This is a genomic window from Rhizobium sp. BK377, assembly GCF_014193935.1.
GTDB lineage: Bacteria > Pseudomonadota > Alphaproteobacteria > Rhizobiales > Rhizobiaceae > Rhizobium.
In genome coordinates, this window is record NZ_JACIAC010000004.1 from 453,673 (window position 1) to 468,611 (window position 14,939).

Here is a 14,939-nt window from a genome sequence, read left to right on the forward strand (position 1 = left end):
TGATGCCCATGAGCATACTTTCATTACAGTCCCTGTCGCTCGATTATGCCGAGGCAGGCAGTCGTCGAAAGAGACGTGTGCTTGATGGCGTCAACCTCCATATCGCTTCGGACGAATTCGTGGTCGTCATCGGCCGTTCCGGCTCCGGCAAGACCAGCCTTCTCAATATTGCTGCAGGTTTCACGGAGCCGAGCGAGGGACGCGTGCTGGTCGACGGCAAAGAGATAGACGGGCCGGGCGTAGACCGGGCTGTCGTGTTTCAGGACGATGCGCTCTATCCCTGGCTGACCGCTGCCGGCAATGTGGCTTTTCCACTGAAGCTTCAGGGCATCCCGAAAGGGGAGAGACAGCGCCGCGCCGAAGAACTGCTGGTGAAGGTCGGGCTCGATGGCGCGGGTCACAAGAATATCTGGGAACTCTCAGGCGGTATGCGCCAGCGCGTCGGCATCGCTCGCGCGCTCGCCTCCGGCCCTCGCTTCCTGCTGCTGGATGAACCGCTCGGCGCGCTCGACGCGCTGACACGCAGCCGCATGCAGAAATTCCTGCTGGATGTCTGGGCAGAAAGCAAAACGGGTGCCCTGCTGATCACCCACAGCATTGACGAGGCGCTGTTGCTTGCAACACGCGTCATCGTACTGGCGCCGAACCCCGGCCGTATCGTCGCCGACATCAGGACCGAGTTTGGCAAGGCGTTGCTCGAAGGCAAAAGCGTCAAGGAGATCAAGGCGCTCACTGCGTTCAAAAATCTCCACGACGAGCTGACCGCACTCATCCATGCGGATGAAGAGGAGATTGCCGCATGAGCGTCGAGGCGGAAGCACTCGCAACCGCGGTGTCGGATCAACCGGTAGAGGCACGGCCGAAACGCCGCGGCACGCTGCCGATCTCGCTAACAACCATTGCCGTCATTATTGCCGGCTGGAGCCTTGCTTCGGCCTATGGTGCCGTCTCGCCGGTCTTCCTGCCGTCGCCGCTCGTAGTGGCGAATTCGCTTGTCAATGTCGCGGTCAACGGCTTCGTCGATTCCACGCTCGCCGAGCATACGTTGGCAAGTCTGCTGCGCATCTTCGCAGCGCTCGCCGTCTCGCTCCTCATCGGCGTGCCCGCTGGTCTTGCCATCGCCACCAGCCGCATCGGGAAAGGCATCCTCGATCCGATCGTCGAATTCCTGCGCCCTCTGCCACCGCTTGCCTATCTGCCGCTGATCATCATCTGGGTCGGCATCGGCGAGGCGTCGAAGGTTACGGTCATCTCGTTCGCCATGCTGCCCCCAATCATCCTGTCGACGACATCAGGCGTCAAATCCGCTCCGGCTGATTTCGTCAACGCCGCCCGCTCGTTTGGCGCGAGCCGGCTGCAGGTGCTGCTGCATGTCATTCTTCCAGGCGCCATTCCGTCGATCTTGACCGGCACACGCATCGCGCTCGGCGCCGGCTGGTCGACGCTGGTCGCTGCCGAGCTGGTGGCGGCAAGCCAGGGCCTTGGTTTCATGATCCAGTCTGCGGCGCAGTTCCTGGTGACCGATATCGTCATCGGCGGAATCATCGTCATCGCCGCCATCGCCTTCCTGCTGGAGATACTGGCGCGTCTGATCGAACGGGTCCTCGTGCCCTGGGCTGCGCATCGCTGAACGTCTATCATCGCCTTGCCGATCAAATTATCCTAAGGCTGTATCGCGCCGCGCGACCGCATGATGGTAGCGTGGTGCGCAGACAAGGCCGGAGGATGAGATGACGAAGAAGACGCTGTCGGACTGGGAGGCGCTGGCGGAAAAGGAGCTGCGCGCAGCACCGGAGACGCTGACTTGGCACACACCCGAAGGCATCGACGTCAAGCCGCTCTATACGGCAGCCGATCTCAATGGTGTCGATGCGGACAGCTTACCTGGCTTTGCGCCCTTCACCCGTGGTCCGCGCGCCACCATGTATGCCGGCCGGCCCTGGACGATCCGGCAGTATGCCGGCTTCTCGACCGCGGAGGAGTCCAACGCCTTCTACCGCCGTAATCTCGCCGCGGGTCAGAAGGGCCTCTCTGTCGCCTTCGATCTCGCTACCCATCGTGGCTATGACAGCGATCATCCCCGCGTCGTCGGCGATGTCGGCAAGGCGGGTGTCGCTATCGACAGTGTCGAGGACATGAAGATCCTGTTCGACGGCATTCCGCTGCAGGACATGTCCGTTTCCATGACCATGAACGGCGCCGTCATCCCCATCCTGGCAAATTTCATCGTTGCCGGCGAGGAGCAGGGCGTTTCGAAGGCGGAGCTTTCCGGGACCATCCAGAACGATATTCTCAAGGAGTTCATGGTCCGCAACACCTATATTTACCCGCCGGAACCCTCGATGCGCATCGTTGCCGATATCATCGAATACACGGCAAGGGAGATGCCGAAATTCAATTCGATCTCGATCTCCGGTTATCACATGCAGGAGGCGGGGGCGACGCTGGTCCAAGAGCTTGCTTTCACGCTCGCCGACGGGCGCGAATATGTGCGCGCGGCGATTGCCAAGGGGCTAAACGTCGATGATTTCGCCGGCCGTCTCTCCTTTTTCTTCGCGATCGGCATGAATTTCTTCATGGAAGCCGCAAAGCTTCGCGCCGCCCGCCTGCTCTGGACCCGCATCATGGAGGAGTTCGAGCCGAAGAAAGCGTCTTCGCTGATGCTGCGCACCCATTGCCAGACCTCGGGCGTGTCGCTGCAGGAACAAGATCCGTATAACAACATTATCCGCACCGCTTTCGAGGCGATGTCAGCCGTACTCGGTGGCACGCAGTCGCTGCACACCAATTCCTTCGACGAGGCGATTGCACTGCCGACGGAGTTTTCCGCGCGTATTGCCCGCAATACGCAGCTCATCCTGCAGCACGAGACCGGCGTTACCAACGTCGTCGACCCGCTCGCCGGCTCCTACTATGTCGAGAGCTTGACAAAGGAACTGGCTGACAAGGCCTGGGCGTTGATCGAAGAGGTCGAGGCGCTCGGTGGCATGACGAAGGCCGTCAATGAAGGCCTGCCGAAGCGGCTGATCGAGGAAGCCGCCGCCCGTCGCCAGGCCGCGGTCGACAAAGGCGAAGAAGTCATCGTCGGCGTCAACAAATACCGGCTGGAAACCGAACAGCCGATCGACATTCTCGAGATCGACAACAGCGCGGTGCGTGCTGCGCAGATCCGCCGGATCGAGGAGACCAAGCGTCGCCGTGACGGCATGAACGTGAAGGAGGCGCTAGCCGTGCTTTCTGACATTGCCCGCAGCGGCAACGGCAATCTGCTCGCAGCCGCTGTCGAAGCGGCGCGCGCGCGCGCGACCGTCGGTGAGATTTCCGATGCGATGCGTGAGGTCTTCGGCGATCATTTCGCCACGCCTAAGGTCATCGGCGGTGTCTACGGAACGGCCTATCGCGACGAGCCGGAGCTGGACGTCCTGAAAGCCAGGATGGCCGACGTAACCGAAGCTATGGGCCGCAAGCCGAAGATCATGGTCGCCAAGCTCGGCCAGGACGGGCACGACCGCGGCGCCAAGGTGATTGCCTCGGCCTTCGGTGATGTCGGTTTCGACGTGCTCGCCGGCCCGCTGTTCCAGACGCCGGAGGAGGCGGCTGGCATGGCGCTCGGCGAGAAGGTCAATGTGATTGGCGTTTCGTCGCTGGCAGCCGGTCACCGAACGCTGCTGCCGCAGTTGATCGATCTGCTGAAAGAGCAGGGCGGTGGCGATATCATCGTCGTTTGCGGTGGCGTCATCCCGCGGCAGGACTATGAATTCCTGCACGAACACGGCGTTGCCGCCGTTTTTGGACCGGGTACCAACGTGCTGGAGGCCGCGAACTCAGTTCTCGACCTCCTGCAGGGCATCAGGCGAAACCAGTAGCTTAGAGCAGCCCGCGCTTTGCGAGATTGCTCATTAGCGCGGAGATGCCGAAAGTCCACGGCGGGCATTCCGTCGACAGCCGGACGGTGTTGACTAGTGCGCCCAGGCCGGCGGACGAGATTTCCACGACATCGCCGGTCTTGTGGGTAAAGCCCTGATTCTTTGCATCGCGGTCCTGTGTCGGCGCAAAGAGCGTGCCGAGGAACAGCATGAAGCCATCGGGATATTGATGGTGGGCACCGACGGTCTGCCTGACGAGATCGGTCGGGTCGCGGCTGATCTGCGACATGGAACTCTTGCCGTGCAGGACGAAGCCGTCCTGCCCGGTGACCTTGAGGTCGAGTTCGGTCCTGCGCACGTCGTCGAGGTTGTAGCTCTGGTCGAACAGACGAATGAATGGGCCGATGGAGCAAGAGGCGTTGTTATCTTTCGCCTTGCCGAGCAGCAGCGCCGAGCGACCCTCGACGTCGCGCAGGTTTACGTCATTGCCGAGGGTTGCTCCCTTGATCTCGCCACGGCTGTTGACGGCGAGCACGATTTCCGGCTCCGGGTTGTTCCAGGTCGAGATCGGATGAAGGCCAACGTCCGAGCCCCAGCCGACGGATGAGAGGACCGGCGACTTGGTGAAAACCTCTGCATCCGGGCCGATGCCGACTTCGAGGTATTGCGACCAGATGCCTTCCTCGATCAGCGCCTGCTTGACTTTGGCAGCCTCTGGCGAGCCTGCCTTGATGTTGGTCAGGCTGCCGCCGATCAGCGTGCTGACGCGTTCGCGAATAGCGGCTGCACGGTCGGGATTACCGGCTGCTTTTTCCTCGATGACGCGCTCGATCATCGATTGGGCAAAGGTCACGCCGCAAGCCTTGATCGCCTGCAGATCGGCAGGGGCGAGAAGATAGGTTTTGCTCGCATCCGGCTTGCCGGTGCTATTTGCCGCGATCTCCTCTAGCGTGCCGAGCGACTTGCCGCTCGCTCCTCGAACGAATTCCGCCGCATCGGCTCGCTCCAGCAGCGCGCTCAGCGTGGGGGCTACCGGAGAGGTGATATCGATGAGGGCGCCGTCGCGCGGCGTTACGATGCTCGGACCGGAGACTTCCGGATTCCAAACGCGGCCGACAAACAGGCCGCCCGAAGCGCTAGCATCGAGGGGGGAATGGGACATGGCGATCTTCCGTCACAGGTGGAGCGGGGAGCGCTCCTGCAGAAAGGGATGGCGGCCGTCCTCCTATTTGACGGCTCCCGAAAATCGAACACATTCATCGGACAAGAGCAAGTCTCAACAAGCGGAAAACGGGTCTTTTCGGTCTTATGTTCCAGCGAAGCAATAGAAGAACAAAGCGGCATTTTGTTATAACTTATAACTATTTAGATACAAAATAATCTTTTTATTTCATATATTTACCTATGCGATAAAACTCTTTTGCCACCGATCTCGCCTTGACAGGACCTCTCTTTCGTTATCTGTTTCGCCTCATGGAGGATGGGTCGGCGGATGGCGACCTGGAAATTTCCCCGGGAGGATAATATTGCGATGCTGAGATTTGCCGTCGTCGGAATCGACCATGGGCACACGTTCGATCATGTGAAGGGATTGCTGGCCGCAGGCGCCGAATTCGTCGGCTATTGCCCGCAGACGACTGTGCCCGCGATCCGCGAGATGTTCGAGAAGACCTATCCGGATGCACCGCAGATCGACCGGGAAAAGATTTTCACTGATCCCTCGATCGACGTCATCTGCATTGCCGCCATTCCGCGCGACCGCGCGGGCCTTGCCATCCGCGCTATGAAGGCCGGCAAGGACGTCATGACCGATAAACCGGGTGTGACGACTTTAGCCCAGCTAGAAGAGGTCAAGCGCACCGTTGCCGAAACCGGCAAGATCTTCTCCATCTGCTTTTCGGAACGCCACTGCGTTCGTTCTGCCGTCAAGGCTGGCAAGCTGGTGAAGGAAGGCGCGATCGGCAAGGTCATCCAGACGCTTGGCATGGGGCCGCACCGCCTCCAATTGCCGACGCGCCCGGACTGGTTCTTTGATCCGGAAGCCTTCGGCGGCATCATCGTCGATATCGCCTCGCATCAGGTCGACCAGTTTCTGTTTTACACTGGCTCGACGACCGGCGAAGTGGTCGCAAGCTCGGTCGGCAATTTCGGCATGCCGGAGAAGCCCGCCTTCCAGGATTTCGGTGAAGTGCTGCTGCGTTCCGACAAGGCGGCTGGCTATATCCGCGTCGACTGGTTCACGCCGGAGGCGCTGCCGACCTGGGGTGACGGACGTCTGACCATCCTCGGCACCGAGGGCTATATCGAACTGCGCAAATATATCGATATCGCCGGCCGCCCGGGTAAGGATCATCTCTTCCTCGTCAACGGCAAGGAGATGACGCATATCGATTGCAGCAGCGAGAAGCTTGACTATTTCGACGCCTTCGCCGCCGACGTGCGCGACCGCAGCGAAACGGCGATGAAGCAGGATCACGTCTACGAGGTCTGCCGCCTGTCGCTGGAAGCACAGACGAAGGCCGCCCACATCGGTACCCGCTGAGGAAAACATCATGACACGGAAACTGCGCGTCGGCGTTCTTGGCGCAGGCATTGCCGAACGGCATCTGACAGGCTTTCGTTGGAACAGCGATTTCTTTGAGGTTCCAGTTCTCTGCTCTCTCGACGCGGATCGCGGACAACCACTTTGCGAGGAGCACAAAATCCCCGAATATACGCAGGATACGGAATCGCTCTTTGCCCGCGACGATCTCGATATCATCGACATCGCCACGCCGCCGAGTTCGCATTTCGAGCTTTGCAGGAAGGCGATCGAGAGCGGCAAGCATGTGATCTGCGAAAAGCCGCTTTTCGGCTCGATTGCCGAAGTCGACGAAATGGCAACGATCCTTGCGCGCTCGAACGGGCGGAAGCTGATGCCAATCTTCCAGTACCGTTATGGCAGCGGCCTGCAGAAGCTGAAGCTCCTGATCGAGCGCGGCCTTGCCGGAAAGCCCTTTCTCACCACGATCGAAACCCATTGGTGGCGCGGGCCGGACTATTATGCCGTGCCCTGGCGCGGCAAATGGGCGACGGAGCTCGGGGGTGGCCTTCTCGGCCACGCGATCCATGCTCATGACATGCTGAACTATGTGCACGGCCCTTGCGCCGAGGTATTTTCCTATGGCGCGACACTGGTCAACCCGATTGAGGTTGAAGACACTGCCTCGCTGTCGGTGAAGATGAAGAATGGCTCGCTCGCCACGCTCTCCATGACGCTAGGTTCCCGCAAAGAAATCTCCCGCCTGCGCTTCTGCTTCAGCAATCTGGTCGCCGAAAGCATTCTGGAGCCCTATACGATGGGCCGCGATCCCTGGACTTTCATCGCCGGAACCGAAGAACATCAGGCCCGTGTCGATGCCGCACTTGCCGGCTACGAAGTCAAGGAGGATGGGTATACGCGTCAGTTCGAGCTCTTTCATCGGGCGATCGTCGAGGACCGGGATCCGCCGGTGACACTGCAGGATGCGCGCAATTCGCTGGAGCTGGTAACCGCCGCCTATCATTCGCAACGAACCGGCCGGCCGACACCGATGCCCATCACGGCCGATCATCCGCTCTACGGATCCTGGCTTCCGGAAGAAGCACGACTGCCAGCCGCCAGCGCGTAAAGAACGAAATGCTGAAATCATTCGAACATATCGGCATGACGGTCAACAATATGGACCGAGCGATCGAATTCTATTGCGGTCTGCTCGGTCTCAAACTGCATCTGCGCAAGCAGATGCCCGATGGCATGCAGGTCGCCTTCCTCGACGCCGGCGGCGGCATGTTGGAAGTCTTTGCGCCGCCCGGCGGTGCCGCGAGAGCTGTCGATGTTCCCGATGGAACGGCCGGCGTCAAGCACATCACCTTCCATTTCGAAAACGTCGAGGAAATCTTTGCGCGACTTGAAGCTGTGGGTGTTGAAGTCAAAGAACGGCCACGCTTTGCTGTCCATTCCGAGATGTTGAACAGGATCGCCTTTGTCCGAGATCCCGACGGTATCATCGTTGAACTTGCGGAGCGGTCACAGAACCGGTTCGGCTGAACTTAGGAGGACGGGCGCGGTGTGAACCGCGCCTTCGATTTCTATCGGCGTTCTCCCGACGCTTTTTTCTTGGCTTCGTCATCAATCAATTCGTACCACATGGCGTTGAGGACGGCGAAGGCGGCTGCCAGCGGCAGGCCGAGTATCCAAGCGAAATACCACATCGTTTCGTCTCCTCAGTAAGCGTGGCTGTTCTTGTCGGTGACGCTCTTCTCGTCGACCTTGCCCCACAGCACTTTGTAGACCCAGGCGGTGTAGGCAAATATGATCGGCAGGAAGATCACCGTGACCACCAGCATGATGAACAGCGTCTGGTGGCTCGACGACGCATCCCAGACCGTCAGGCTTGACTTCGGATCGAGCGAGGAGGGGAGGATGAAGGGAAACATCGATAGACCGACCGTCGAGATGATGCCTGTTATCGAGAGCTTGCTGAAGAGCAGGGTAACGACCTCGCGGCGGGCCTGCAAGGCCAGGAAGGCGGCAGTCGCACCCAGGAAGCCGAGGATCGGGGCGACGATCATCCAAGGATAGGTGCCGTAATTGGCAAGCCATGCCCCGCCTTCAAGCGATGCGGTCTTCAGCAGCGGGTTCGACGGGCCTATCGGACTGATATCGCTGGTGATGCGATAACCGGTGATACCCATCCACAGGAGCAGGCCGCCGAGCGCAAAGAGCACGATGACGGCAAGGGCTGCGATGCTGCCGAAGCGGCGTGCGCGATCGGCAACCGGTCCCGTTGCCTTCAGCACCAGCCATGCGCTGCCATGCATGATCAGCATGGCGACGGACAGCAGGCCGCAGAGAAGGGCATAGGGGTTGAGAAGAGCGAAAAACGAGCCTTCGTAGAAGATGCGCATGTCGTCCGCAAAGCGGAAGGGTACGCCCTGCAGTACGTTGCCGACGGCAACGCCGAAGATCAGCGACGGTACGAAGCCGCCGACGAAGAGCGCCCAATCCCAGCCGTTCCGCCAGCTTGCGCTGTCCCGCTTGGAGCGGTACTTGAACCCGACCGGGCGCAGGATGAGCGCGAAGAGGATCGCGAACATCGCCAGGTAAAAACCCGAGAAGGAGACCGCATAGAGAGGCGGCCAGGCGGCGAAGATGGCGCCGCCGCCGAGGATAAGCCACACCTGGTTGCCTTCCCAGGTGGCACCGATCGTATTGATTGCGATGCGGCGCTCCGTATCGTTTTTGGCGACGAAGGGCAGAAGCGTGCCGACGCCAAGGTCGAAGCCGTCGGTTGTGGCGAAGGCGATCAGAAGCACGCCGAGCAGCACCCACCAGATGATGCGCAGGGTTTCATAATCGATGAGTTCGTGAAGGATCATGACGGGTCACTCCGCGGCTGGAACGAGGGTTTCGGAAACAAGTTTTGCTTCCGGCTCGTGGTCCGGTTCCGGTCCTTGCCGGATTCCTTTGAGCATTAGCTTCATCTCGATGATGATCAGCGTCGTGTAGAGTACGGCGAAGCCGAGGATCGTCAGGAGCACTGTGCTGGCGCCCAGGCTGGAGACGGCGACGGCTGTCGGCAGCACGCCTTCGATCACCCAGGGCTGACGGCCGAACTCGGCAACGACCCAGCCCAGCTCGATTGCCACCCACGGCAACGGGACGGCAAAGACCGCGATGCGCAGAAGCAGCGGATACTTATCCAGATGCCGGCGGGCCGACAGCCAGAAGAAGGTTGCCGTCAGAACGATGAAGAACATGCCGAGGCCCACCATGATGCGGAACGACCAGAAGAGCGTCGGCACATGCGGGATGGTGTCGCGTGCCGCCTGGGCGATCTGTTCGTCAGTCGCCTGGCGTGGATCGTCGACATAGCGCTTCAGGAGCAGGGCATAGCCGAGATCATGGCCAAGGTCCTCGAAGGAGCTCCGCACTTCCTGGGCAACCTGATCTTGAGCCGGTGCAGAGCGGATTTGCATCAACGCGTCATAGGCCTTGATGCCGTCGCGGATGCGGCTCTCGGCTTGCTGTTCCAGCTTGTCGATACCGGGGATCTCCGTTGTCAGCGAGCGGGTGCCGATCAGACCCATGGCCCAGGGGATATGGATGGCGAAATGGGTTTCGCGCGCTTCCTGATCCGGGAAGCCGAAAGCGGTGAAGGCGGCCGGTGCAGGCTCCGTCTTCCACATGGCCTCGATTGCGGCGAGCTTCATCTTCTGGTTTTCGGTGGCGAGATAACCGCTTTCGTCACCGAGCACGACGACCGACAACGCCGAGGCGAGACCGAAGGAGGCAGCAACCGTCATCGAGCGCTTTGCAAGCTCGATATGCCGGCCCTTGAGCAGGTACCAGGCAGAAACGCCAAGCACAAAGATCGAAGCACAGACATAACCCGCTGAAACCGTGTGGACGAACTTCGCCTGGGCGACCGGGTTGAAGACCACGTCGAAGAAGCTTGTTATCTCCATACGCATCGTCTGCGGATTGAGAGCCGAACCGACGGGGTTCTGCATCCAGCCGTTGGCGATGAGGATCCAGAGCGCGGAGAAGTTCGAACCGAGCGCCACCGCCCAGGTGGCGACCAGATGGCCGACCTTCGACAGCTTGTCCCAGCCGAAGAAGAAAAGGCCGACGAAAGTCGCTTCGAGGAAGAAGGCCATCAGGCCTTCGATCGCCAGCGGCGCCCCGAAGATATCGCCGACATAATAGCTGTAATAGCTCCAGTTCATGCCGAACTGGAATTCCATGACGATGCCGGTCGCGACGCCAATGGCAAAATTGATGCCGAAGAGCGTGCCCCAGAATTTCGTCATCTGCCGCCAAATCTGGCGGCCGGTCATGACATAAGTCGTTTCCATGATGGCAAGCAGAACGGAAAGGCCGAGCGTCAGAGGCACGAACAGGAAGTGATAAAGCGCAGTCAGCGCAAATTGGAAGCGCGATAGCGCAACGATGTCTAGTTCCATTGTCTTTCTCCCACGGTCCCACGCGGTATCAAGAAGTTTCCGCATTGCCGGCTGGCCGTGCGGGGCATGCCTGTTTGCTCAATCCGGCCGAAGCCGATCGAGCGCCTTTTCGAACGCCGCCTCTCCACGGCGCGAAACTTCTGAGATGCGGCCGTCCGTGACGACGGCGATCAAGTCTGCAAGCGCCGCCTCGCGGCGAATATGCGTAGCGATGACCAACGCTCGGCCTTCGGCTCTTAGCGCGAGGCGATGCAGCACATCGCGTGCGGTGCGGCCATCGAGCCCCTCGGTCGGCTCGTCGAGTAGCCAGAGCGGCGTGTCGCGCAGGAAGAGCCGCGCGAGTGCCAATCGGCGCGACTGGCCACCGGAAAGGCCCATCCCGCCCTCGCCGAGCGGAGTATCGAGACCTGATGGTAGCGTATCGACGTCGGCAAGTAGGCCGGCGGCCGCAAGCGCATCTCGCAGCCGGTCATCATCTGCATTGGGCGCTGCGAGCAGCAGGTTGCCGCGCAGCGTATCCTGGAAAAGCTCGGTGCGCTGGGTGAGCAGCGTTGCGTCGAGCGCCGCGGCCACGCCGGCACTCGGTGGCAATTCGCCTGAAAGCAGCGACAGCAGGGTCGATTTTCCGGCGCCGCTACTGCCGACCACGGCCATGTGCTCGCCGCGGCGAAGTTCGAGCGCCACCTCCCGCAAAGCCGGCGATGCCGCGCCGTCATGGCTGACGGTCACATTTTGCAGCGCGAAGGCAAGCTCATGAGACGGAGCCTTGGGCGTGAAATCCGCTTGAGCGGCCGAAAGGCGTGGCGCGATACGCTTGGCTGCCAGCATGGTCCTGCCGAATTCCATCGCGCCGCGGCGCAAGGCGGCAAAGGGTTCTGTTGCGGCAAAGGCGACGAGCACACTGAGTGCCGCAACGGGCGCGGTGATCGTGCCCGTTTGCATCAACGTTGCGGATGTCAGCAATGCCGCGACCAGCAGGGCGGTCGAGACGAGCCCGAAGCCGATAATCATGCCGGTCTCGATCCGGTTCAGCCGGTCGTCGGCTTTTGCGGTATAGGCGTCCGCGGCGGCGATTGCCTGCTGCTGTGCGGCAAGCCGGTTTGCCATGAGAAGATCGGTCTGCCCGGCAACGAGATCAATGGCCCGCGACCGGATGATTTCGATGCCGTAAGCGCGGCGGCGAGCATGCTTCAGTGCCAGCCGGCCTGCCGCGATGGGCAGGCCAAGTCCCGTCAGAACGAGGCAAAACCCGAAGAGTGGACCGGATAGCGGATTGATCAGACCGAGTGTTGCGCTGGCAACAAGTGCCGTGCCGACTGCTACGGCCGCTGGCACCAGCACGCGAAGATAGAGCGAATCCAACGCATCGATATCAGCGGTCAGCCGGAAGAGCAGCCGGGCAGGCCTGTTAAGAAGCGCTCGCGCCGCACCGGGGGAAGCCCAGCCGCGGAACAGGCGCTCACGAAGGGCGGCGAGCACTGCGAGCGCCGCATTGTGGGTTGTCAGTCTTTCGCCGTAGCGTGCAGCCGTACGCAGGATGGCAAGGAAACGGATGCCGGACGATGGCGCAAAGACGTCAAAAGTTGCGGCAGTGGCTGCGGAGAGACCTGCAAGCGCGGTTGCCGTAATGAACCAACCGGATAAGCCGAGCAGGGCAATGCCAGCCGTGACAGTCGCAACCGACAATGTGGCGCCGAGCAGCAATTCCCTGCGGCGCGTTTGCAGGAACAGGCGCAAAACCGGCTTGATATCTCCCAGGAAGGTGATCATTCCGCAGCCTCCTGAAGACGCTCCGTATCCAGGCGGATGGTGCGGTGCATGCGTGAAGCCAGCAGCGGGTCATGCGTTGCGACGATCAGCGTGCGTTCTTTCGCAAGAGCAAGCAGGCTCTCGGTGATCCCGGCGGCAGTGTCGGCATCGAGATGGGCGGTCGGCTCGTCGGCGAGGATGATGCGGATATCTGGGTCGCAGGCGGCTCGTGCGATCGCAAGACGCAGCGCCTCGCCGCCGGAAAGGCCGATGCCGCCTTCACCGAGTGGGCTATGTTGATAGGCCTTGGCGACACCGCCAAGCTTGGCGAGATCGAGCGCCTTGGAGATTTCTGTCTTTCTGATGCCAGGTCGTCCTAGTGCAATATTGCCGGCAACGGTGCCTGCGAAAATATGCGGTTTCTGACCGATCCAAGCCATGTGGTCGCGATCTGCCGATGCTCCGCCGATTATAATCCGGCCTTCGTCGCACGGGGCCAGGCCGGCGATCAGCGACAGCAGCGTTGATTTGCCAGTACCGCTTGCGCCAAGCAGCGCGACATGTTCGCCGGCTGCAAGATCGAGATCGAAGCCGTCAAAGATAGGAGGTTGGTCCGGCCGGTAGCGAAAGCTGATATTTTCCAGGCGAAGAGCGAAGGCCGCGTCAACGGCCAGTCCCCCTGTCTTGTTGCGGTCGGCAAGCGTCATGCCTTCAGCAGCGATTCCATCCAGCGCTTTCAGCGCGGCCTCGCCCGAGGCACGGTCATGCCAGACGGCGGAGAGTTCACGCAAGGGTTCGAAAAAGGCAGGTGCCAGCAACAGGACGAACAGGCCTTGCGAAAGGTCAAGGCCGGTCGACCAGGCGCCAAAGCGGATTTCTCCGAGCAGGCCGAAGCCGACATAGACGGCGGTCATTGCCACGCCGAGTGCCGAAAAGAGTTCGAGCACGGCCGAAGAGAGGAAAGCGATCTTCAGCACGGCCATGGTGCGGGTACGAAGCGATTCTGCTTCCGAGCGAAGTCTCAGTGCCGTGGCATCGACCGCGTCCAGAGAGCGGATCGTCGCAAGACCGCGCAGGCGGTCGAGCAGGAAGGCGTTGAGGCTACCAGTTGCGATGAGCTGCTTTTGACTCGCGGCCTGCGCGCGCCAACCAATCAGCGCCATGAAGATCGGAATGAGCGGCGCTGCAAACAGCAGTACGAGCGCGGCAATCCAGGAGATCGGAAAAATGCAGGCGAGGATGACGAGCGGTACGAAGCTCGCCTTCATTCGCGCCGGGCGGAAACGGGAGAGGTAGGGCACGATCAGTTCGGCCTGTTCGCCGAGCACACTGGCAGCCTTGCCGGAGGCCGGGCGGCCGGCGTCAACAGGCGAAAGACGGGCAAGCAGGCGAACGGCGTTGGCGCGTTTTTCGCTGAGCTCAGCGCGTGCTGCGCGAAAGGCAAGGCGGCCGCCAGCCGCATCGAGACAGCTTTTGACGATGCCAAGCAACAGGATGAAGACAGCTGGCCAAAGCATGTCGCCGAGACCGATGCCATCGGCCAATCGGCCGACCGACCAGGCGAGTATGCCCGCCTGAGGAATCCAGAACGCAGCCGCGAGGGCCTGCAACATCGCGGCATAGCGCAAGCGACGGTTTGTGTTCGCCGGCTTGCGAGCCCCGACCCCGACAGCGGGCGTCTCCGCCTGTTGCTGTTCTCTCACATCGAAGAAAGCACTGACCACGGCGCTAACTCTTGTTCGCAGAATTGGGACGGCGGCGGCCAAGCGAAACGACCTTGTCCTTGGCCTCCAGCAGCTTGGTCACTTTTGCACCTAACGAGAGTAATGTCGCAAGCCTTTCTGTTTCAAGTTGTTTTACGTCTTCATACCAATGCGTCAGTTGCTCGATGAGCGTATGCATCTCGCTCATGCGCTCCTGGGCATGGCGTTCGGCCTCGCTCGCCGGGCGCTGCATGAGGATCTCGCGCAGGACGGAAAGTGTCGGATCGACCTCGCGCTTTTTGCGCTCTTCAGCGAGCGTCCGCAGGATCGCCCAGACATCGTCGGGTGTGGTGAAGAAGTCGCGGCGGTCATCCGGCTTGTGGCGCAGAAGTACCAGGTTCCACGCCTGCAATTCGCGAAGACTCATCGAAACGTTCGAGCGTGATATGCCGAGCGCATCGACAATCTCCTCGGCGCAGAGGGGCGAAGCCGAGACGTAGAGCAGGGCATAGATCTGGCCGACCGTGCGGTTGATGCCCCAGCGAGAGCCCATTTCACCGAAGTGCAGGACGAAGGACTGAACGAGAGGCGGAAGGTTCATCGTCGTTTCCGTTGCGTCTGTAATTTCAGAAAT

Annotated in this window: 13 protein-coding genes; 6 read left to right on the forward strand and 7 right to left on the reverse strand. The window is 60.9% G+C overall.

Translation table 11 applies throughout. From position 1 onward, the window contains the following. Window positions 1-8 precede the first annotated feature (8 nt). From FHT92_RS19220 to scpA, 3 genes are all read left to right on the forward strand, one after another. Window positions 9-803, forward strand: a complete 795-nt coding sequence (locus FHT92_RS19220; RefSeq protein WP_183748220.1) for a taurine ABC transporter ATP-binding protein — start codon at window positions 9-11, stop codon at window positions 801-803. Further along, complete coding sequence (locus FHT92_RS19225) at window positions 800-1,630, forward strand: ABC transporter permease subunit (RefSeq protein WP_183828290.1); 831 nt, start codon at window positions 800-802, stop codon at window positions 1,628-1,630. The genes FHT92_RS19220 and FHT92_RS19225 overlap by 4 nt, the downstream gene beginning before the upstream one ends. A gap of 100 nt (window positions 1,631-1,730) precedes the next feature. Then, window positions 1,731-3,866 (forward strand): methylmalonyl-CoA mutase, encoded by a 2,136-nt coding sequence (gene scpA, locus FHT92_RS19230; protein WP_183828292.1) that lies wholly within the window; start codon window positions 1,731-1,733, stop codon window positions 3,864-3,866. Between the two features lies 1 nt (window position 3,867). Here the strand turns inward: scpA and FHT92_RS19235 are convergent, their stop codons facing one another. Next, window positions 3,868-5,028, reverse strand: a complete 1,161-nt coding sequence (locus FHT92_RS19235) for a fumarylacetoacetate hydrolase family protein (RefSeq protein WP_183828295.1) — start codon at window positions 5,026-5,028, stop codon at window positions 3,868-3,870. Window positions 5,029-5,397: 369 nt separating this feature from the next. Here FHT92_RS19235 and FHT92_RS19240 point away from each other — a divergent pair, with 369 nt between their 5' ends. From FHT92_RS19240 to FHT92_RS19250, 3 genes are read left to right on the forward strand one after another with little or no spacing between them, the layout of a single operon-like run. Further along, the gene (locus tag FHT92_RS19240; protein ID WP_183748225.1) at window positions 5,398-6,408 is read left to right on the forward strand and encodes a Gfo/Idh/MocA family protein; all 1,011 of its coding nucleotides are present in this window, start codon (window positions 5,398-5,400) and stop codon (window positions 6,406-6,408) included. A gap of 10 nt (window positions 6,409-6,418) precedes the next feature. Next, window positions 6,419-7,516, forward strand: a complete 1,098-nt coding sequence (locus tag FHT92_RS19245) for a Gfo/Idh/MocA family protein (RefSeq protein WP_183828298.1) — start codon at window positions 6,419-6,421, stop codon at window positions 7,514-7,516. A gap of 8 nt (window positions 7,517-7,524) precedes the next feature. Continuing rightward, the gene (locus FHT92_RS19250; RefSeq protein ID WP_183828301.1) at window positions 7,525-7,935 is read left to right on the forward strand and encodes a VOC family protein; all 411 of its coding nucleotides are present in this window, start codon (window positions 7,525-7,527) and stop codon (window positions 7,933-7,935) included. Between the two features lie 41 nt (window positions 7,936-7,976). On the opposite strand, the gene cydX is transcribed toward FHT92_RS19250, so the two are convergent. The 6 genes from cydX to FHT92_RS19280 form a co-directional block, all read right to left on the reverse strand. Further along, complete coding sequence (gene cydX / locus FHT92_RS19255) at window positions 7,977-8,099, reverse strand: cytochrome bd-I oxidase subunit CydX (RefSeq protein WP_183828304.1); 123 nt, start codon at window positions 8,097-8,099, stop codon at window positions 7,977-7,979. 12 nt (window positions 8,100-8,111) lie between these two features. Further along, window positions 8,112-9,266 carry a cytochrome d ubiquinol oxidase subunit II gene (gene cydB / locus FHT92_RS19260; RefSeq protein ID WP_183828306.1) on the reverse strand — a complete coding sequence of 385 codons (1,155 nt, stop codon included), beginning with the start codon at window positions 9,264-9,266 and terminating at the stop codon, window positions 8,112-8,114. Window positions 9,267-9,272: 6 nt separating this feature from the next. Further along, on the reverse strand, window positions 9,273-10,853 hold the full coding sequence (locus tag FHT92_RS19265; RefSeq protein WP_183748234.1) for a cytochrome ubiquinol oxidase subunit I: 1,581 nt from the start codon (window positions 10,851-10,853) through the stop codon (window positions 9,273-9,275). A gap of 78 nt (window positions 10,854-10,931) precedes the next feature. Then, window positions 10,932-12,623, reverse strand: coding sequence for an amino acid ABC transporter ATP-binding/permease protein (locus FHT92_RS19270; protein ID WP_183828309.1), 1,692 nt, complete (start codon window positions 12,621-12,623; stop codon window positions 10,932-10,934). Further along, entirely contained in the window at window positions 12,620-14,326 is a 1,707-nt protein-coding gene (gene cydD, locus FHT92_RS19275; protein ID WP_183828312.1) for a thiol reductant ABC exporter subunit CydD, read from the reverse strand. The genes FHT92_RS19270 and cydD overlap by 4 nt, the downstream gene beginning before the upstream one ends. A gap of 4 nt (window positions 14,327-14,330) precedes the next feature. Beyond that, a complete protein-coding gene (locus FHT92_RS19280; RefSeq protein WP_183748239.1) occupies window positions 14,331-14,906 on the reverse strand; it encodes a GbsR/MarR family transcriptional regulator in 576 nt (191 codons plus the stop codon). Between the last annotated feature and the right edge of the window lie 33 nt (window positions 14,907-14,939).

What these genes read in the sequence shown, in the direction of transcription:
- FHT92_RS19220 (WP_183748220.1), top strand. Translation starts at nt 9, where the DNA reads ATGAGCATACTTTCATTACAGTCCCTGTCGCTCGATTATGCCGAGGCA.
- FHT92_RS19225 (WP_183828290.1), top strand. Translation starts at nt 800, where the DNA reads ATGAGCGTCGAGGCGGAAGCACTCGCAACCGCGGTGTCGGATCAACCG.
- scpA (WP_183828292.1), top strand. Translation starts at nt 1,731, where the DNA reads ATGACGAAGAAGACGCTGTCGGACTGGGAGGCGCTGGCGGAAAAGGAG.
- FHT92_RS19235 (WP_183828295.1), bottom strand. Translation starts at nt 5,028, where the DNA reads ATGTCCCATTCCCCCCTCGATGCTAGCGCTTCGGGCGGCCTGTTTGTC.
- FHT92_RS19240 (WP_183748225.1), top strand. Translation starts at nt 5,398, where the DNA reads ATGCTGAGATTTGCCGTCGTCGGAATCGACCATGGGCACACGTTCGAT.
- FHT92_RS19245 (WP_183828298.1), top strand. Translation starts at nt 6,419, where the DNA reads ATGACACGGAAACTGCGCGTCGGCGTTCTTGGCGCAGGCATTGCCGAA.
- FHT92_RS19250 (WP_183828301.1), top strand. Translation starts at nt 7,525, where the DNA reads ATGCTGAAATCATTCGAACATATCGGCATGACGGTCAACAATATGGAC.
- cydX (WP_183828304.1), bottom strand. Translation starts at nt 8,099, where the DNA reads ATGTGGTATTTCGCTTGGATACTCGGCCTGCCGCTGGCAGCCGCCTTC.
- cydB (WP_183828306.1), bottom strand. Translation starts at nt 9,266, where the DNA reads ATGATCCTTCACGAACTCATCGATTATGAAACCCTGCGCATCATCTGG.
- FHT92_RS19265 (WP_183748234.1), bottom strand. Translation starts at nt 10,853, where the DNA reads ATGGAACTAGACATCGTTGCGCTATCGCGCTTCCAATTTGCGCTGACT.
- FHT92_RS19270 (WP_183828309.1), bottom strand. Translation starts at nt 12,623, where the DNA reads ATGATCACCTTCCTGGGAGATATCAAGCCGGTTTTGCGCCTGTTCCTG.
- FHT92_RS19280 (WP_183748239.1), bottom strand. Translation starts at nt 14,906, where the DNA reads ATGAACCTTCCGCCTCTCGTTCAGTCCTTCGTCCTGCACTTCGGTGAA.